The sequence below is a fragment of the Streptomyces asoensis genome (genome assembly GCF_013085465.1).
GTDB classification, from domain to species: Bacteria; Actinomycetota; Actinomycetes; order Streptomycetales; family Streptomycetaceae; genus Streptomyces; species Streptomyces cacaoi_A.
On the sequence record NZ_CP049838.1, the window covers coordinates 7,698,315 to 7,716,375 of the forward strand.

The window sequence follows — 18,061 nt, forward strand, 5'->3', positions numbered from 1 at the left end:
CCCGGATCAGAACGGATACCACCGCACCGCCTCGTCCCCGTCCCGCAGCGACGCCACCCGGCGCCGGAACTCCGTCAGCGCCTTGGGGTCGGCGGGCGCGTGCTGGGCCACCCAGGCGCAGCTCGCGGTCTCGCGGGCGCCCCGCAGGACCGTGCAGCCCGCCCACTCCCGCACATCCCAGCCGTAGGTCCCGGTGAAGGCGTCGTAGGCCTCGGCGGGCAGTCCGTACCGGTCGCGGGAGAGCGCCATGACCACCAGGTCGTGCTCGCGCAGATCGGCGGAGACGGTCTCCAGATCGACCAGGACCGGGCCGTCGGGCCCGATGTGCACATTGCGGGGCAGCGCGTCGCCGTGGATCGGGCCGGGCGGCAGGTGCGGGGTGAGCGCGGCGGCGGCCGTGGCGAAGCCGTCGCGGCGCTCGCGCAGATACGCCGCGTCCGCCGGGTCGATCGCGTCGCCCGCGAGCCGCAGCCAGCGTTCGACCCCCGACAGCAGATCACGCGCGGGCAGGCCGAAGTCGGGGGCGGGCAGGGCGTGCACGAGACGCAGGAGTTCGGCCAGATCCCGTGGCCCGGCGGGGCGCACGGGGTCGGGCAGCCGGTGCCACAGGGTCACCGGGTGCCCCTCGACGAGCAGCGGCTTCGGCTCGGCGGCCCGCACCGCCGGGACGCCCGCCCCGGCCAGCCAGGCTGCGACCTCCAGTTCGCGCCGGGCCCGGTCGAGGAGTTCGGCGTCACGGCCCACCTTCACCACCAGGTCGCCGGCGGCGAACACCGCGTTCTCGCCCAGGGCGAGGAGCCGCGCGTCCGCCACCGGACCGGGCAGAACCTCCGCCGCGGCGAGTACGTCCCGCGCCCGTGCCTCGTCCATCGTCCGCCTCCGTGTGATGCGCCGCCCGACCCTGCCGGACGGCATCGGGATCCGGCCATCCGACGGCCAGTGTCGCATTCGCACAGATCGGGCCGTGCGCACGGTCTCTTGACGGGGTACAGCACCTTCACGACCATGGCGGGGCCCGTCACAGCCGCGGGAAGGGGGCCGATCCGGTGTCGTTGGCGACCGAGAAGAGACGGACCGTGCGTCGCGCGTCCGGCACCGGCCCGCCGCGCGGCACCGCGGGCCACGGCGCGTGGTTCCTCGTCCTCCCCGCCCTGATCCCCGTCCTGGCCCTGAGCGTCGGCCCGCTGCTCTACGGGATCCTGCTGGCGTTCACCGACGCCCAGTCGGGCCGCACCGCGCCCACCCGGTGGATCGGCGTCCTCAACTTCTCCGACCTGCTGCACGACACGCTGTTCTGGGAGTCGTTCCGGATCGGCCTGGTCTGGGCGGTCGGGGTGACCGTCCCGCAGTTCCTGCTCGCCCTCGGCCTCGCCCTGCTCCTGGACCAGGACCTGCGGCTGCGCTGGCTGGCCCGCGCCCTCGCGATCATCCCCTGGGCGATGCCCGAGGTCGTGGTCGGCGTCATGTGGCGGCTCGTCTACAACCCGGACGCCGGCATCCTCAACGAGACCCTGCGCGACCTGGGTCTGGGCGACGGGCGGGACTGGCTCAGCGGGCTGGCGACCGCCCTGCCCGCGGTGATCGTCGTAGGCGTGTGGGCGGGCATGCCGCAGACGACGGTCGCCCTGCTCGCCGGTCTCCAGAACACCCCGAGGGAACTGCACGAGGCGGCCGCGGTGGACGGTGCGGGCGCCTGGCGCCGCTTCCGGACCGTCACCTGGCCCGCCCTGCGGCCCATCGCCCTCGCCATCACGGCCCTCAACTTCATCTGGAACTTCAACTCCTTCGCCCTGGTCTATGTGCTGACCAACGGCGGCCCCGGCGGCCGCACCCGGCTGCCCATGCTCTTCGCCTACGAAGAGGCCTTCCGCTACGGCCAGTTCGGGTACGCCGCGGCGATGGGCTGTGTGATGGTCGCGGTGATCTCGGTGTTCCTGGCCCTGTTCCTGGTGGGCCGGATCAGGGGAGGTGACGACGCGTGAGAACCCGCCCCGCGGCCCGGGCCGGCCGGGCCGCCCAGTACACGGCCCTGATCGGCTATCTCGTCTTCCTCGCCTTCCCCTTCCTCTGGCTGCTCTCCGTCGCGTTCAAGCCCGCGCGCGAACTGGGCAGCCTGCACCCCACGTGGATCCCGAAGCACCCCACCCTCGCCAACTTCCGCCAGGCGTTCGACGAACAGCCCCTGCTGCACGCCGCGTCCAACTCCCTGCTCGCCGCGGTGAGCGCCGCCGTGATCGCCGTGGCCCTCGCCACCCCGATGGCGTACGTCATGGCCCGGCAGCGCACCCGGCTCGCGCGGGCGGCGTCCGGGTGGGTGGTGGTCAGCCAGGCGTTCCCGTTCGTGCTGGTGATCATCCCGCTGTTCCTGGTGCTGAAGAACCTGCGGCTGATCGACTCCGTGCCGGGGCTGGTGATGGTGTACGTGGTGTGGGCGCTGCCCTTCGCGCTGTGGATGCTCGTCGGATACGTCCGGGCCGTCCCCGTCGAACTGGAGGAGGCGGCGGCGATCGACGGCGCCGGGCGGCTGCGGACGCTGGTCTCGGTGACGGCGCCGCTGCTCGCTCCCGGGATCGTGGCGACGGCGCTGTTCGCGTTCATCACGGCCTGGAACGAGTTCTTCTTCGCGCTGGTGCTGCTGAAGACCCCGGAGAAACAGACCCTGCCGGTGGTCCTGACCCACTTCATCGGCACGGAGGGCGTCGCCGACCTCGGGCCCCTGGCCGCCGCCGCCTTCCTCGCCACCCTCCCCTCGCTGGTCGTCTTCGCGATCGTCCAGCGCCGGATCACGGGCGGCATGCTCGCCGGGGCGGTGAAGAGCTGATGCGGACCAGAGCGCTGATCGTGGCCGTCCTGCTGCTCCTCGCGGGCTGCACCGCCGGCGGCGGGGACGACGACGGCCCCGTCACCCTCCGCTTCCAGTCCCTGGCTTGGCAGGAGGAGTCCGTCCAGGCCAACAAGGAACTGGTGAAGGAGTGGAACGCGACCCACTCCGACGTCAAGGTCGAGTACATACAGGGGAGTTGGTCGAGCGTCCACGACCAGCTGCTCACCTCCTTCGAGGGCGGCGAGGCCCCCGACATCATCCACGACGCCTCCGACGACCTCGCCGACTTCGCCTACGGCGGCTACCTCGCCGACCTGACCGATCTGCTGCCCGCCCGCCTCAAGTCGGACATTCCACAGCGCAGTTGGGAGACGACGACCTTCGGCGACGGCGTCTACGGCGTGCCGTTCCTCCAGGAGCCGCGCGTCCTCGTCGCGAACGCGACCTGGCTGAAGCGCTCCGGTGTACGGATCCCGACCCCCGAACACCCCTGGAGCTGGGCGGAGTTCCGGCAGATCACGGAGCAGCTCACCGGCGACGGCAAGTACGGCGTGGCCTGGCCGCTGAAGGAGCCCGTCTCCGCCACCCTCAACCTCTCCCTGTCGGCGGGCGGACAGCTCTTCCACCGGGGAGCGGACGGAAAGGTCACCGTCCGCTTCGAGGCCGGCGACGAGGTCGTACCGCGCACCGTCCACGACCAGGTCGACACCGACCACAGTGCCTCGCCCACGACGCTGGGCAGCGGCGGCTCGGACACCCTGCCGGGGTTCTTCGGCGGCCGGTACGCGATGGTCCCGCTCGGCTTCTCCTACCGCCAGCAGATCGTGCAGCAGGCGCCCAAGGGGTTCGACTGGCAGGTGCTGCCCGCCCCGGCGGGCGCCGACGGGCTCGCCCAGGGGGTCAGCCCGCAGACGCTGTCCGTCGCCGAGGACAGCCCGCACCAGCAGGAGGCGGCGGCGTTCATCGACTTCCTGCTCCGGCCGAAGAACATGGTGCGCCTCGCCCTGGGCGACTGGATGCTGCCGACCGGCACGCAGGCCCTCGCCGACCCCGCCCTGCACACGGCGAAGGACGACTGGGCGACCGGCACCGCCCTCGCCGAGCACCTGCGCCCGGCGCCCGCCCAGTCCGTCCGGGGCTACGCCGAGTGGAAGGACAAGGTCGCCACCCCCGCGTTCCAGGAGTACTACAGCGGGGCGATCGATCTCGGTGAACTGCGCGAGCGGCTCGAGAAGGACGGCAACCTGGTGCTGGCGCGCTACCAGCGGTGAACGGCCGGTTCAGGCAACGGCGGGGCCGGTGACGAGCTGCCCCTGGTCGTCGTACGGCCAGACGTTGGGGACACAGCCGTCCATGCCCTTGATCTGCTGCATCATCGCCGGGGCCGGCTTGCCCGGGCCGGGACAGCCGACGTGGCCGTGGCCGAGGAAGTGGCCCACCTCGTGGTTGACGATCAGCGCGCGATAGGCGGTGACGTCCTTGGCGTAGACGGGGGTGGCCAGCAGCCAGCGCTTGAGGTTGACCATGACGCTGTCGGCCACGTTGCAGTTGACCTCGCCGCCCGTGTCCAGTCCGTACTGCCCGCAGATCTTGTCCACGGTGCCGGGTGTCGCGACCCGTACGACGAAGTCGGTGGTGCCGCCGGAGACCCGTTGGAACGCCGAGCGACCGTCCGCCGTCCAGCCGCGCCGGTCGCCCAGGATGGTCTCCACCTGCCGGGCCACGTCCGTGGCGGACAGGTCGAGGCCGTCCTCGACGTCGACCCGGTAGCGCAGGGCCGTGCCCCGGCCCACCTTGGCGCTGGAGCCGGGGGCGGTGGTGAAGGTGCCCGGCCCCGAGGCCGGGATGTCCGACTCGGACGGCCCGTCGGACGCTCTGCCGGATGTTCCGGCCGACGGACTGCCGGACGGACTGCCGGACGAACCGGCGGACGGACCGGCCGACGGGCTGCCCGAGGTGTGCGCGGCGGCCCCGGAGCCGGCCGTCGGCCCGGTGGGCGCGGGGCCGGACTCCCCGGATCCGCCCGGCTCGGCGGACGCGGTGGCGCGGCCCTCGGCCGAAACCCCGCCCGCGTCGGCGGACGTCCAGCCCACGGCCGCGAAACCGGCGGCGCCCAGCACGGCCAGCGCGGCCGTCCCACCCCACACCGAACCCTTCCGGACGCGTCGGCCGGAGGCGTGCGCGGGGCCGCTCCGACGGCGACGGACGGGGGAAGAAGTTGCTTTGTGCGCGGTCATGGTTGTTCAGATTGTGATTGCCATGTGATCGGATCTGGCCCGGACGATAACGAAACAGTAACGACCCGACCGGTTCCGTTTCATGTGATCATCCGGTAACAGTGCTCCGAACGGGCCGACGGCGTACGGATACTGAGCGCATGCCACGAGTTCTGCTGATCGAGGACGACCGTGCCGTGCGGGACGGCGTCGCCCTGGCGTTGCGCCGTCAGGGCCACGAGGTCGCCGCCGCCGAGACCGGGGAGGACGGCCTGAACCGGCTGCTGTCCTTCCGGCCCGATGTCGTGGTGCTCGACCTGATGCTGCCCGGTATGACCGGCCTGGACGTCTGCCGCAGGATGCGTGCCCTGGACCAGACGCTGCCGATCATCATGGCCACCGCGCGGGGCGACGACGAGGACATCGTTGTCGGTCTCGAAGCCGGAGCCGACGACTACGTGGTCAAGCCCGTGCCGGCCCGGGTGCTCCAGGCCCGGATCCGCGCCGTCCTGCGCCGGGCGGCCGGCGCACCCGCCGACGGCGGCATACCGAAGATCGACACCTACGGCGACCTGGCCGTCGACCGGGCCGGACTCTCGGTCACCTGGCAGGGGGAGCCGGTCGCCCTCGCCCCCTCCGAACTGCGACTGCTGCTGACCCTGTCGGCCTCGCCCGGCCAGGTGTTCAGCCGACAGCAACTCCTCGAGGCGGTCTGGCAGCACAGCTACCACGGCGACGCGCGCCTGGTGGACGCCTGCGTCAAACGGCTGCGCGCCAAGCTGGGCGAACCCCCGCGCGAGCCCCGCCACATCCACACCGTGCGCGGCTTCGGCTACCGGTTCGCCTCCCGGTGAGGCACCTGGGAACCCGGGTCAGGACGCACCGACTGCGTGGTCTGCGCGTGCGGCTGGTGGTGGCGTTCGCGCTGGTCGCCGCTGTCACCGCCACGACCACCGGCGCGCTCACCTTCCGGGAGGCGCGCACCGGAGTGCTCCAGCAGAGCCAGGACACCGTGATCGTGCAGCTGCGCACCCAGGTGACACGGCTCGCCCCCGCACTCGTCCTGCCGGCCGGCCGGGACGAACTGCGGCGGTTCGCCTCCGAGGTGGCCGGCGCCGAGCCGTCGGGCGCCTGGCGCGTACTGGTCGTCTACCGCGGGCTGGAGGCCACGTCCGTCCCCGACGACCCGTTCGAGGAACTGACGCCCGCCCTGCGCGAGGCGGTCGACTCCCGGTCGGCCACCGTCTTCCAGCGGGTGAACCGCGCGGACCACACCGCACTCGTCGTCGGCATGTCGGTCGCCTTCACCTCCTCCCTGTCGAGCAGCTGGCCGCTCACCGGACTCCAGGTGTTCCTGACGGTGCCGCAGACCACCGAACAGGCCTACGTGGACGCCCTGGTGACCGCCGTCGAGCGGGCCGCCGTCCCCGCCCTGGCCCTCGCCGTCCTGCTCGCGCTGCTCGCCGCCCGCGGAGTGCTGCGGCCGGTACGCGCACTGCGCCACGCCACCCGCAGCATCGCCGAGGGCCGACTGGACACCCGCCTCGCCGTCGACGGCTCCGACGAACTCGCCGAGCTGTCGCACACGTTCAACGAGACGGCCGCCGCCCTGGAGGAGTCCGTGGCCGAACTGCGCGGCATGGAGGCCCGTGCCCGCCGATTCGCCGCGGACGTCTCGCACGAGCTGCGCACTCCGCTGGCCGCCATGTCGGCCGTCACCGACGTGCTCGACGAGGACGCGGCCGGCCTCGACCCCGACACCGCCACCGCGGTCCGGCTGATCAGCGAGGAGACCGTGAAGCTGGCCCGGCTCGTGGACGACCTGATGGAGATCTCCCGCTTCGACGCGGGCGCCGCCGTGCTGCATCTGGACGAGATCGACCTCGCCGAGTCCCTCCGGCGCACGCTCGCCGCCCGCGGCTGGACCGACACGGTGGAGGCCCGCCTGCCGGAGCCGGACGCGCTGCGCGGACGTGTCGACCCGCGCCGACTCGACGTCGTCGTCGCCAACCTGGTCGGCAACGCCCTGCGGCACGGCGCCCGTCCGGTGCGGTTGGACCTCCACGAGGGCGAGGGGTCCGGTGCCGGGCGGCGGGCGGTCATCGAGGTGCTGGACAGCGGGCCCGGGATCCCCGACGACGTGCTGCCTCATGTCTTCGAGCGCTTCTACAAGTCGGACGCCGCCCGGTCCCGGACCGAAGGCAGCGGACTGGGACTGGCGATCACCGAGGAGAACGTCCGGATGCACGGCGGCACGGTCCGGGCGGCCAACCGGCCGGAGGGCGGCGCCGTCTTCACGGTGGAACTCCCACTGCGCCGGGACGAGCCGACGCGGGACGAGCCGACGCGGGACGAGCCGACGCGGGAGGAACGAGCATGAGGGCCGTACGTCGAGCCGTGCTGCTGTGCGGCCCGGCGCTGTGCACGCTGGTCTCCTGCGGCATCCCGGCGACCGGCGTGGTGGAGGCGGGCGGACCCGCGCACGGGATCGTGCCGATGGTGCGGGTCTACCTCGTCGAAAACGGTTCCCTGGTCGCCGTACCCCGCAGGCCCGCCGACGCGGTCGACGCCGAGTCGGCGGTGAAGAACCTCCTCGAGGGTCCGACGGAGGCGGAACGGGCGAAGCGACTGACCACGCTGCTGCCCCCGCTGGAAGTCGGCCCGACACTCGCCCCGACGCCCGACGCGAGCGTGCCTCCCGCCGCCGGTCCGGCCGACGCTCCGTCGGGCGGTTCCGCCGTCGAGGCTCCGGCGTCGGCCACCGTGTCGGTGAACGCGCGAAGGGGCGTGGTGTCGATCCAACTGCGGTATGTCACCGAGGAGTTGGCCGACCTCGCGGTGGCGCAGCTGATCTGTACGGCAGCCGAGGCGCAGCGCACCTCGGACACCGGCACCGGCATCGGCGCCGAGGCCGTGGCGGTGAAGGTGACGAACGGGCGCGGGTGGAGTGTCGAGGGATCCGACGGGAGCTGTCCCGATGGCTGACCCGTGCTATTCAGGTTGCACGAGACGTATCGTCTCGCTTACGGTCGACGGTATGACCAGTCGCCCCGCCCATGTCGCCATGTTCTCCATCGCCGCCCACGGCCACGTGAACCCGAGCCTCGAGGTGATCCGCGAGCTCGTCGCACGCGGGCACCGGGTGACGTACGCGATTCCGCCCGTCTTCGCCGAGAAGGTGGCCGGTACCGGCGCCGAGGTCAAGCCGTGGCACTCGACGCTGCCCTCGCCCGACGACGACCCTTCCGCCTGGGGGAGCACCCTCCTCGACAACGTCGAGCCCTTCCTGGCCGACGCGATCCAGGCCCTGCCCCAGCTGATCGAGGCGTACCACGGGGACGAGCCGGACCTGGTGCTGCACGACATCACCGCCTATCCGGCCCGCGTCCTCGCCCACCGCTGGGGCGTGCCGGCGATCTCCCTCTCGCCCAACCTCGTGGCCTGGGAGGGCTACGAGGAGGAGATCGCCGAACCGATGTGGGCGGAGCCGAGGGAAACGGAGCGCGGAAAGGCTTACTACGCACGGTTCCACGCCTGGTTGGAGGAGAACGGGATCACCGAGCACCCCGACTCCTTCGCCGGCCGCCCGGCCCGCTCCCTCGTGCTGATCCCCAGAGCGCTCCAGCCGCACGCCGACCGGGTCGACGAAAGCGTTTACACGTTCGTCGGCGCCTGCCAGGGCGACCGCGCCGCCGAGGGGGAGTGGACGCGCCCCGCGCGGGCGGAGAAGGTCGTCCTCGTCTCGCTGGGCTCGACCTTCACCGACCGGCCGGACTTCTACCGGGAGTGCGTGCGGGCCTTCGGTGAGCTGCCCGGCTGGCACCTCGTGCTCCAGATCGGCAGGCGCGTCGACCCCGCGGCGCTGGGCACCGTACCCGACAACGTCGAAGTACGTTCCTGGGTACCGCAGTTGGCGGTCCTGAAGCAGGCCGACCTGTTCGTCACGCACGCCGGAGCGGGCGGCAGTCAGGAGGGGCTGGCCACGGCCACACCGATGATCGCCGTACCGCAGGCCGTCGACCAGTTCGGCAACGCGGACATGCTCCAGGGGCTCGGTGCGGCCCGGCAGATCGCCACGCCCGAGGCGACGGCCGAGACCCTGCGGGAAGCCGCCCTCGCGCTCGTCGACGACCCGGAGGTGGCCCGTCGGCTCAAGGTGATCCAGGCGGAGATGGCGGACGAGGGCGGCACCCGCCGGGCGGTGGACCTCATCGAGGCCGAGCTGATGAGGAAGCGGTCCTGAACAACCGTCCTGAAGCGTCCTGAACCGGCCCTCGACCGCTTCTGAACCGGTCCCGGACATGGTGACGAACCGGGCGTGAAAGAGGGCCCGTTGACTCCCCCGGGAGGTCAACGGGCCCTCGGTTCAGGTTGCTTCAGAAGGCCTCGAACGGCGTCAGACCCGCAGCGGCTCGCCCTCGTCGTCCCGCGCCACCGGCGCGACCGCCTCCGGCGACTCGTCGTGCGTGAGGTCGGGCAGCCAGTGCAGCCACTTCGGCAGGTACCAGTTGCGCTCGCCCAGCAGCGCCATCACGGCCGGGAGCAGCACACCCCGGATGATCGTCGCGTCGATCAGCACCGCGGCCGCCAGGCCCACGCCCATCTGCTTCATGGACTGCATGGACAGCGTTCCGAAGATCGCGAACACGGCGACCATGATGACCGCGGCGCTGGTGACCACACCGGCCGTGGTGACCACACCGTGCTTGATGGCCTCGTTCGTCGAACGGCCCCGCATCCGCGCCTCACGGATCCGCGAGACGACGAACACGTGGTAGTCCATCGACAGGCCGAACAGGATCACGAAGAGGAACAGCGGCAGCCAGGTGATGATGGCGCCGACGCCCTCCGCGCCCACCAGCGACGCGCCCCAGCCGTGCTGGAAGACGGCGACCAGGATGCCGTAGGCGGCGCCCACCGAGAGCAGGTTGAGCACGATCGAGGTGATCGCGACCGTCAGCGAGCGGAACGACAGCAGCATCAGCAGGAAGGCGAAGACCACGACGAACGCGAAGACGGGAGCGACGGCTCCGGCCAGCTGGTCGTTGAAGTCCTTCGAACCGGCCACCTGTCCGGTGATCGGCGCCTGGAGGCCGTCGACCTTGCCCAGCGTGGCGGGCCGCACCTCGTCGCGCAGCTTGTCCAGGCTCGTACCCGCCTTGTCCAGGTCGGAGCCGCCGACCAGCGGAACGTACACGTAGGCGATGTTCTGCGCGTCGTGCAGCTTGATCTCGACCGGACCGCGGGAGGCACCCGAGCTGACCGCCTGCTCCTTGAACTCCGCGAGCGCGGTCTTCACCTCGGCGGCGTTGATGTCGTCCGCCTTGACGATCACCTCGGCCGGTTCGGAGCCGCCCGGGAAGGCGTCGTTGACCCGGTTGTAGGTCTGCACGATCGGCAGCGAGTCGCCGAACTCCTGGTCCAGGGTGAGGTTCTGGGTCTTCATGCCGACCGCCGGAGCGGCGATCGCGAGCAGCGCGCCGGCCGCCACGACCAGCGACACACCGGGCTTGGCGAGGACGACCTTGAGGACGGCGCTCCAGAACCGGCTGCCCTCGTCGGCATGTCCGCCGTTGCCGTTCTTGCGGCGCTTGTCGGGGTGCAGGAACGGGATCCGGCCCTTCTCCACCCGCCGGCCGAGCAGCGACAGCAGCGCGGGCAGCACGGTCACCGAACCGACCATGGCGACCGCGACCACCATCAGGGAAGCCAGGCCCATCGCCTCGAACGTCGCGAGCCCGGTGAACAGCATGCCCGCCATCGCCACGCACACGGTGACACCGGAGACGATCACGGCACGGCCGCTGGTCGCCGCGGCGATCCTGAGAGCGGTTTCCGGATCACGTCCCGCGGCCCGCTCCTCGCGCTCCCGGCGCAGATAGAACAGGCAGTAGTCGACGCCGACGGCCAGACCGACCAGCAGCATCACGGAACTCGCCGTGTCGTCCATCGGCTGGAAGTGGCTGACGATGCTCATCAGGCCCATCGTCGCCATGATCGCGGTGACCGCGAGCGCCACCGGCAGCAGCGCCGCCACCAGCGCGCCGAACGCGATCAGCAGAATGCCCAGGGCCACCGGCACGGCGGAGTACTCCGCCTGCTGGAAGTCGTCGCCGAACGCGTCGTCGAACGTCTTCATCATGCTGGCGCCGCCGATCTCCTCGATCCGCAGCGAGGAGTGGTCCTTCTGGACCCCCTCGACGGCCTCGAGAACCGGCTCGACCCGCTCGCCCGCGGTTTCGGAGTCGCCGCGCATGTCGAACTGCACGAGCGCGCTGCGACCGTCCTTCGAGATCGTGTCCGAGTCGTAGGGCGAGGTCACGTCGGTGACCTTGCCGGTCTTCTCCACGGCCGCGACGACCGCCGCGACGGCGGCCTTGAAGTCCGCGTCCGTGGCCTTGACGGAGCCGTCCTTCGACTGGACGAGGACCGTCTCACTGGCCGGCTCGTCGATGCCGGCGTCCTCGATGATCCGGGCGGCCGTGTGGGTCTCGCCCCCGAGCTGGTCGCTCTCCTTGACCTCGACCGTGCCCACCGCCGAGCCGATCCCCATGGCCAGGACCACGAACAGCACCCAGATGCCCACGGCGGCCCATCGGTGCCGGGCGCTCCAGCCGCCGGCCCGCGCGGCGAAGCCCCGCACCCGTATATCTCCGTTCCCCATGACGGGCCTGCCCTCTTGTGATGCGGTGGCAACCCCCTGCCGCCACCTTCAGATTCGAAGGTATGGGCTGGATAAAGCCATCTCGTCGTGCTGCCCGGTGAGGTGCCGGACACCCGACTCCTCCCGTCGGACCCCGCCCTCTCACCGCTGGGGAGGACAGAGGCCCCCTACATCTATCCGGTGATCTCGGGGATGACGATCAGGGTGCGGGCCGATGGCGCGGGCTGTGACGGTGATGGGGGAGTTCGGGGGCGAAGGCCGGAATGGTGATTACGAAAGTCTGTTGAACAAGTCGCGAGCCTGTGGAGATGTCCGGCAGATGTTGCTCCGCATCCCGTCGATCGGCCAGAGTTTCGCCCGACGCTCCACGCCGGCCGCGGCCGTCGTGCCCACCCCCACGGGGCACGACGGCCGCTTAAGGTGAGCGGATGACGACGACGTACGCGGCACTGCTGCGCGGCATCAACGTGGGCGGCAGCAGGAAGGTCCCGATGGCCGAACTGCGCACGCTGTTGGAGGGGCTCGGCCTCGGGGACGCCCGCACCCATCTCCAGAGCGGCCAGGCCGTCTTCTCCTCCGGGCACGGGGACGAGGAGAGCCTCGCCGCCGAGCTCACGGCGGCGATCGAGAGACACTTCGGCTTCGCCGTCGGCGTGATCGTGCGCGACCACGCTTATCTGAAAGCGGTTGCCGACGCTTGCCCGTTCCCGGCCGCCGAGCTGGAGGGCAAGCAACTCCACGCCACGTATTTCTCCACCCCCGTCGACGCGGAGCGCTACGCCGGGATCGACCAGGCCGCCCACCTTCCCGAGGAGTTCCGCCTCGGCGACCGCGTCCTGTACCTGTACGCCCCCGAGGGCCTCGGCCGGTCCAAGCTCGCCGAGCAGCTGTCCAGGCCCCGGCTGAACAAGGGGCTCATCGCCACGACCCGGAACTGGAACACCGTCGTCAAACTGGTGGAGATGACGGAAGCGTGATCTTGCGCGGGCCGTGGAAGGGCGCCAGGGAGAGGATCTCGCGGGGCACGGTGAGCCGCGGATCGGCATAGAGCCGGCGGGCCTCCTCGTGGGTGCGGGCGGCGGCCACGGCGTCCACGAGGGCCAGGTCGTCCTCGGTGAGCTCGGTGAGCTCGGTGGGCTCGGTGGGCTCGGTGGGCTTGGTGAGCTCGGTGAGCTCGGTGAGCGAGTCGTGATTCCTTAACTCCGACAGTCCCCAGCCGTCCCAGGGAAGCGGTTCCATGCCGTTACGGGCGGCGAGGTCAAGGACCACACTGTTGAGGACGAGCGGCAGACCCCTGAGGTCGGGATCGGCCCACACCCCGAACGTCTCCGGGTCCGCCGCGCCCGCCCGGCAGGCCTGCCACGCCTGCCCGGCGACCAGGAAACGGTTCCGCGGCACGTCCATCGGGTCGAAGGGCACGTCGTAGAAGTCGGCGGTCACCTGTGCGTCGGCCAGCCGCCAAGTGCCGTCCGGGAGGCGGTATTCGGTGACCCAGTGGTCGTCGTGGAAGCCCTCGACGAAGTAGGTCGCGTACCCGCCCCGGATGCGGGACGGCGTCCCGGTCGCCCGCAGCAGCGAGCACAGCAGCAGCGAGTAGTCCCGGCACGTGCCCACGAACTGCTCGTCGTACGAACGCCGTCGGGTGAGCGGGGCGTTCCTGCGCGCCCGCAGGATCCGCAGGATGGCGATCACGTACCGGGATTCGGCGTCGTGGTGCAGCCGCGCTTCGGGAATCTCGTACCCGACCCGTTCCCCTTCCAACCGATGCACCATCAGATTGCGTACGAGGCAGGTGAGTTCGCGAGGATCGCGAGGCAGGTCGGAGACATCCAGGTCGCCCGGGTCGCTGTACGGCGTCTGCCGCAGGTAGTAGTCGTCCATGCCCGGACCCTCGGCCCTGCCCCAGGGACAAGGTCAACCTCGTGCGGACCTTTTCCCACGCTTTTGATGGGACGTACACACGCTTGTGCGAGGCTCGTCCCATGCGTTACATCATCATCGGGGCAGGGGCGATCGGCGGCACGGTCGGCGGACGACTGGCGGAGGCCGGGCGCGAGGTCGTGCTGGTCGCACGCGGCGCGCACCGGGCGGCGCTCACGGAGGGCGGACTGCGGCTCAGGGTTCCGCAGGGCGAACTGACGTACCGGCTGCCCGTCGTCGACGGACCGGACGCACTCGGCACGCTGCGCGTCGACGACGTCCTCTTCCTCGCCGTCAAGACCCAGGACACCGAGGCGGCACTCCAGGCGTGGGGCCCTGCCCCGGTCGAGGGCGGCGGCACGGCCGCGGAGCGACTGCCCCTGGTCTGCGCGCAGAACGGCGTGGAGAGCCCGCGCCTCGCCCTGCGCCGCTTCCGGCACGTCTACGGCGTCTGCGTCTGGCTGCCCGCCACCCATGTCGAACCGGGTGTCGTCTCCGCCGCAGGCACCCCGCTCACCGGCATCCTTCACCTCGGCCGGTACCCGCACGGCACCGACGACACGGCCCGCCTTATCGCCGCCGACCTGGAGCAGGCGCACTTCGAGGCACCGGTCGTACCCGACGTCTCCCGCTGGCAGTACGCGAAGCTGCTGTCCAACCTCGGAAACGCCCTGGAAGCGGTGAGCGGCCCGGTGGGCGACCCCGAGGCGGAGGCGCTGTACGCGAGGGTGCGAGCCGAGGGCGAGGCCGTGCTGCACGCCGCCGGGATCGTGTGGGCGAGCACCGAGGAACAGCAGGCCCTGCGCGGAGACAAGGTCACCCTCGTCCCGCTCGACGGCGTCCCGCGCGGCGGCGGCTCCTCCTGGCAGTCCCTCAGCCGTGGCGCCGGCACCATCGAGGCCGACCACCTCAACGGCGAGATCGCGCTCCTCGGCCGTCTGCACGGCGTACCGACCCCGCTGAACGAGTTGCTGCAACGGCTTGCCAACCAGTTCGCCCGGGACCGGAGAGCACCCGGGTCCCTGCCGCTGCCGGAACTGCTCCGACTGGCGGACGACCGGGCCGCCGACGCTGTCGCGTTTGTTCAAGAGTCCTGAGCACTCCGCTGCCTAGCGTGAGACGCATGAAGAACGACGAGACGCACCAGTACATGTACGAATGCGCCGCCGAGGCGTCGCGCGTCGCCCGCGGTGTCCCGGCGGCACGGTTGAGCGATCCGACGCACTGCCCGGGCTGGGACGTCCGCACCCTGGTCGACCACTGGGTCCTCTACACCTCCCATGGCCTCGAGCACCGCGCCCTGCGCAAGCAGCTCCCCGACGACCTGATCGCCCGCGACTTCACCGCCGACCCGCAGTGGGCCGAGGCATACGCCGACCAGCTGGAACGCGCGGTCGCGGCCTGGGCGGATCCGGCCGTGTGGGAGGGCGAGGTCGACCTGGGAACGGCCGCGATGCCCGCCACCGAGATCGCCTCGATGATCGTCAAGGAGACGGCGGTGCACGGCTGGGACGTGGCGGTCGCCACCGACCAGGAGTTCCACATCTCGGACGACGCGGCCCGGTTCGTCCTCGACGTCGTCGAACGGCACGGCGACCTCTACCGCCAGTACGACGGCTTCGCGGCGGTGGTGCCGGTGGCGGAGGACGCGTCGGTGTTCGAGCGGGCGCTCGCGGCGAGCGGGCGCGATCCGCGCCAGGGCGCCGCACGAGTGGACCACTGAGCGATTACCTCGGGCCGCCTGCTGTGGGGGCGGGGGGTGCGGGGTGCGGGGTGCGGTGCGTGGGGCGCACGTCGACGCTTGGTCGGTTGGGGTGGCTTCAGGAAAGGGAGCCGGTACCGCAGCGGAAACCGGTACCGCAGCGGAAACCGGTACCGAAACGGAAACCGGTACCGAAACGGAAACCGGTACCGAAAAGGAGATAGACAGTGCCCCTCGCGGCGCGAGGGAGCCCGTCGTCGGTCAGGCGCCGACAGCCGCCAGCGCCGGCGTGCGCGCCGCGTCGTACCGTTCCAGCAGCACCCGCGCCACCTCCGGCGCCGGACCCAGCACGTCGGCCAGGAAGTCCGCCGCGGCCGCACCTCGCGCGATGCGGTCCGGCAGGAAGCCGGGGGCCAGGACGTACGGGGCGACGGCGACCCGCGAGCACCCCAGCGCCCGCAGTTCGCGGACCGCGTCCCCGGTGCGCGGGAACCCCGAGGGAGAACCGGCGGAGGCGAACGCAGGCCGCACGGCACACCAACCGGTGCGCCGCCACTCCCGCGCGATTTCTGCGATCACTGCGATCGCCTCCGGGTCCGTGGACCCCGCCGAGGCCAGCACGACCCCGGTCGAGGACTTGTCGGCGGGCGTCAGGCCGGCCTCGTACAGCCGTCGTTCGAGGACGGTGAGCAGCAGCGGCGACGGGCCGAGTACCTCGGCCTGTCTGATCCGCAGCTGTGCCGGAGCGTCCCGCAGGACCGCCGGGATGTCCGCTTTCGCGTGGAACGCTCGGGTCAGCAGCAGCGGCAGCGCCACGACGTCACGGACGCCCTCCGCCGCCAACGACTCCAGCACCCCAGGGACAGAGGGGATGTTGAAGTCCAGGAAACCGGTCTCTACACGCAGACCCGGCCGCAACGACCGCACCCGCCGCACCAGGGCGTGCACGGTCGCTGCGTGCCGCGGATCACGACTGCCGTGGGCAATCACCACGAGAACGGGAGGAACCGGTTTCCTGTACATGGGACTTCAGCTCTTCACCAGCAGACCACGGCTGCGCAGCACCCACCGCTCCAGCGGACTGAAGATCAGCAGGTCGATGGCGATTCCGACGAACAGGATGAGCAGGATCGCCTCGAACACCATCGACATGTCACTGGCGTTGCGCCCGTTCTCCAGCAACTGACCGAGACCGACGCCGAGGTCGGGGAAGGACGCGATGATCTCCGCCGCCATCAGCGAACGCCACGAGAACGCCCAGCCCTGCTTCAGTCCTGCCACATAACCCGGCAGGGCGGCCGGCAACGTGATGTACACGGTTCCCTTCAACCCCGTCGCACCCATCGTGCGACCCGCCCGCAGGAACAGCGGCGGCACCTGGTCGACGCCGGACACCAGCCCGTTCGCGATGGACGGCACCGCGCCGAGCAGGATCACCGCGTACATCATCGAGTTGTTCAGACCCAGCCACAGCACGGCCGGCGGCACCCACGCCACCGACGGCAGCGACTGGAGACCGGACAGGATCGGACCGATCGCCGCCCGCACGAACTTCACGCGTGCCACCAGCAGGCCCAGCGGGGTGCCGATCGCCAGCGCGAAGAGGAAGCCGAGCAGACCGCGCGAGACGCTGGTCCAGATGTAACCGAGCAGCTTGCCCTCGAGCCAGGCGTCCTGGAGCGTCCGCCAGACGTCCACGGGGGAGACCAGCTTGGTCGGGTCGTCGACGATCTTGAAGGTGATCTGCCAGACGATCAGCAGCAGCACGGTCGCCAGGATCGGCGGCAGGATCTTGTCGACGAAGGTCCGCCGAAAGGGCGTACGGCCGGTGGGCGCCACGACGTCCAGCGCGTCGAGCCCCGCCTCCACCCCGGCAAGCTCGGTGGTACCCGCTTTCGTCACCGTCGTCCTCGTCTCAGTGCTGGCCATGACGGCGGATCTCCCCACGCAGGACTTCGGTGATCTCGATGGACAGTTCCGCCACCGGGGCGTCCTCGATCCGGCGCGGCTGCGGGATGTCGACCGTCCACTCGCGCGCCACCCGGCCGGGCCGGGAGGACAGCAGGACGACCCGCTGCGCGAGCCGCACCGCCTCGCGCACGTTGTGCGTGACGAAGAGGACGGACAGTCCCGTCTCCCCCCAGATCCGGGTCAGCTCGTCGTGCAGCACATCCCGCGTGATGGCGTCCAGCGCCGCGAACGGCTCGTCCATCAGCAGGATGTTGCTCTCCTGCGCCAGCGCGCGGGCCATCGCCACGCGCTGCCGCATACCGCCGGAAAGTTCGTGAACACGCTTTCCGTACGCGCCCTTCAACCGGACCAGCTCGAGCAGTTCCTCCGCCTTGCCGCGCCGCTCGGGCTTCGCGACTCCCCGGAGTTTCAGGGCGAGCTCGATGTTCTTGCCCGCGCTCAGCCACGGGAAGAGGGCGTGCTCCTGGAACATCAGCGCCGGGCGGCCGTCCGTCGTGATGGAACCGGTGGTGGGCTCGTCGAGCCCCGCCACCAGGTTGAGCAAAGTGGACTTGCCGCAGCCCGAAGCCCCCAGGAGGGTGACGAACTCGCCGGGAGCGACATCGAGAGTGATGTCGTCCAGGACGAGCTGCTGCCCGCCCGGCCCTGCGAAGGACTTCGAGACGTGCTCAAGCCGGGCCGCGTACTCCACGGACTCCGCGGACTCGGCGGCCTTGGCGAAGGTCGTGGCCATGGTCGTCACCTCCTGGGAACTCATCGGATTC

At 71.2% G+C, this 18,061-nt stretch carries 16 protein-coding genes and 1 pseudogene; 10 read left to right on the plus strand and 7 right to left on the minus strand.

The window, feature by feature from the left end:
• Positions 1-6 precede the first annotated feature (6 nt).
• Positions 7-870 carry a phosphotransferase enzyme family protein gene (locus G9272_RS34540; protein WP_171400150.1) on the minus strand — a complete coding sequence of 288 codons (864 nt, stop codon included), beginning with the start codon at positions 868-870 and terminating at the stop codon, positions 7-9.
• A gap of 176 nt (positions 871-1,046) precedes the next feature.
• Here G9272_RS34540 and G9272_RS34545 point away from each other — a divergent pair, with 176 nt between their 5' ends.
• Genes G9272_RS34545 through G9272_RS34555 form a run of 3 tightly spaced genes read left to right on the plus strand, consistent with a single transcriptional unit; the run spans position 1,047 to position 4,095 of the window.
• The gene (locus G9272_RS34545) at positions 1,047-1,982 is read left to right on the plus strand and encodes a carbohydrate ABC transporter permease (protein ID WP_171400151.1); all 936 of its coding nucleotides are present in this window, start codon (positions 1,047-1,049) and stop codon (positions 1,980-1,982) included.
• Positions 1,979-2,821, plus strand: a complete 843-nt coding sequence (locus tag G9272_RS34550) for a carbohydrate ABC transporter permease (protein ID WP_171400152.1) — start codon at positions 1,979-1,981, stop codon at positions 2,819-2,821. The genes G9272_RS34545 and G9272_RS34550 overlap by 4 nt, the downstream gene beginning before the upstream one ends.
• The gene (locus tag G9272_RS34555) at positions 2,821-4,095 is read left to right on the plus strand and encodes an ABC transporter substrate-binding protein (protein ID WP_171400153.1); all 1,275 of its coding nucleotides are present in this window, start codon (positions 2,821-2,823) and stop codon (positions 4,093-4,095) included. Before G9272_RS34550 ends, G9272_RS34555 begins: the two co-directional genes overlap by 1 nt.
• 9 nt (positions 4,096-4,104) lie before the next feature.
• Here the strand turns inward: G9272_RS34555 and G9272_RS34560 are convergent, their stop codons facing one another.
• Complete coding sequence (locus tag G9272_RS34560; protein ID WP_253268038.1) at positions 4,105-5,061, minus strand: DUF3152 domain-containing protein; 957 nt, start codon at positions 5,059-5,061, stop codon at positions 4,105-4,107.
• A 140-nt stretch (positions 5,062-5,201) separates the two neighbouring features.
• Between G9272_RS34560 and G9272_RS34565 the strand changes: the two genes are divergently transcribed.
• The 4 genes and pseudogenes from G9272_RS34565 (at position 5,202) to mgt (ending at position 9,283) form a co-directional block, all read left to right on the plus strand.
• Complete coding sequence (locus G9272_RS34565; RefSeq protein WP_171400154.1) at positions 5,202-5,894, plus strand: response regulator transcription factor; 693 nt, start codon at positions 5,202-5,204, stop codon at positions 5,892-5,894.
• The gene (locus tag G9272_RS34570; protein ID WP_253268039.1) at positions 5,891-7,420 is read left to right on the plus strand and encodes a sensor histidine kinase; all 1,530 of its coding nucleotides are present in this window, start codon (positions 5,891-5,893) and stop codon (positions 7,418-7,420) included. Before G9272_RS34565 ends, G9272_RS34570 begins: the two co-directional genes overlap by 4 nt.
• A complete protein-coding gene (locus G9272_RS34575; protein ID WP_171400155.1) occupies positions 7,417-8,025 on the plus strand; it encodes a hypothetical protein in 609 nt (202 codons plus the stop codon). Before G9272_RS34570 ends, G9272_RS34575 begins: the two co-directional genes overlap by 4 nt.
• A 3-nt stretch (positions 8,026-8,028) precedes the next feature.
• A pseudogene (gene mgt / locus G9272_RS34580) lies at positions 8,029-9,283 on the plus strand (macrolide-inactivating glycosyltransferase).
• A gap of 153 nt (positions 9,284-9,436) precedes the next feature.
• Here mgt and G9272_RS34585 read toward each other — a convergent pair.
• Entirely contained in the window at positions 9,437-11,704 is a 2,268-nt protein-coding gene (locus G9272_RS34585; RefSeq protein ID WP_171400157.1) for an MMPL family transporter, read from the minus strand.
• 428 nt (positions 11,705-12,132) lie between these two features.
• On the opposite strand from G9272_RS34585, the gene G9272_RS34590 reads away from it, so the two are divergent.
• The gene (locus G9272_RS34590) at positions 12,133-12,681 is read left to right on the plus strand and encodes a DUF1697 domain-containing protein (RefSeq protein WP_171400158.1); all 549 of its coding nucleotides are present in this window, start codon (positions 12,133-12,135) and stop codon (positions 12,679-12,681) included.
• On the opposite strand, the gene G9272_RS34595 is transcribed toward G9272_RS34590, so the two are convergent.
• Positions 12,653-13,585 carry a transglutaminase-like domain-containing protein gene (locus tag G9272_RS34595; protein WP_171400159.1) on the minus strand — a complete coding sequence of 311 codons (933 nt, stop codon included), beginning with the start codon at positions 13,583-13,585 and terminating at the stop codon, positions 12,653-12,655. The genes G9272_RS34590 and G9272_RS34595 overlap by 29 nt on opposite strands.
• 101 nt (positions 13,586-13,686) lie before the next feature.
• Between G9272_RS34595 and G9272_RS34600 the strand changes: the two genes are divergently transcribed.
• On the plus strand, positions 13,687-14,721 hold the full coding sequence (locus tag G9272_RS34600; protein WP_171400160.1) for a ketopantoate reductase family protein: 1,035 nt from the start codon (positions 13,687-13,689) through the stop codon (positions 14,719-14,721).
• Between the two features lie 26 nt (positions 14,722-14,747).
• Positions 14,748-15,347 (plus strand): TIGR03086 family metal-binding protein, encoded by a 600-nt coding sequence (locus G9272_RS34605; RefSeq protein ID WP_171400161.1) that lies wholly within the window; start codon positions 14,748-14,750, stop codon positions 15,345-15,347.
• Positions 15,348-15,587: 240 nt separating this feature from the next.
• On the opposite strand, the gene G9272_RS34610 is transcribed toward G9272_RS34605, so the two are convergent.
• Genes G9272_RS34610 through G9272_RS34620 form a run of 3 tightly spaced genes read right to left on the minus strand, consistent with a single transcriptional unit; the run spans position 15,588 to position 18,054 of the window.
• Complete coding sequence (locus G9272_RS34610; protein WP_171400162.1) at positions 15,588-16,349, minus strand: sirohydrochlorin chelatase; 762 nt, start codon at positions 16,347-16,349, stop codon at positions 15,588-15,590.
• 6 nt (positions 16,350-16,355) lie between these two features.
• Entirely contained in the window at positions 16,356-17,255 is a 900-nt protein-coding gene (locus tag G9272_RS34615) for an ABC transporter permease (protein WP_171400163.1), read from the minus strand.
• Entirely contained in the window at positions 17,242-18,054 is an 813-nt protein-coding gene (locus tag G9272_RS34620; RefSeq protein WP_171400164.1) for an ABC transporter ATP-binding protein, read from the minus strand. The genes G9272_RS34615 and G9272_RS34620 overlap by 14 nt, the downstream gene beginning before the upstream one ends.
• Between the last annotated feature and the right edge of the window lie 7 nt (positions 18,055-18,061).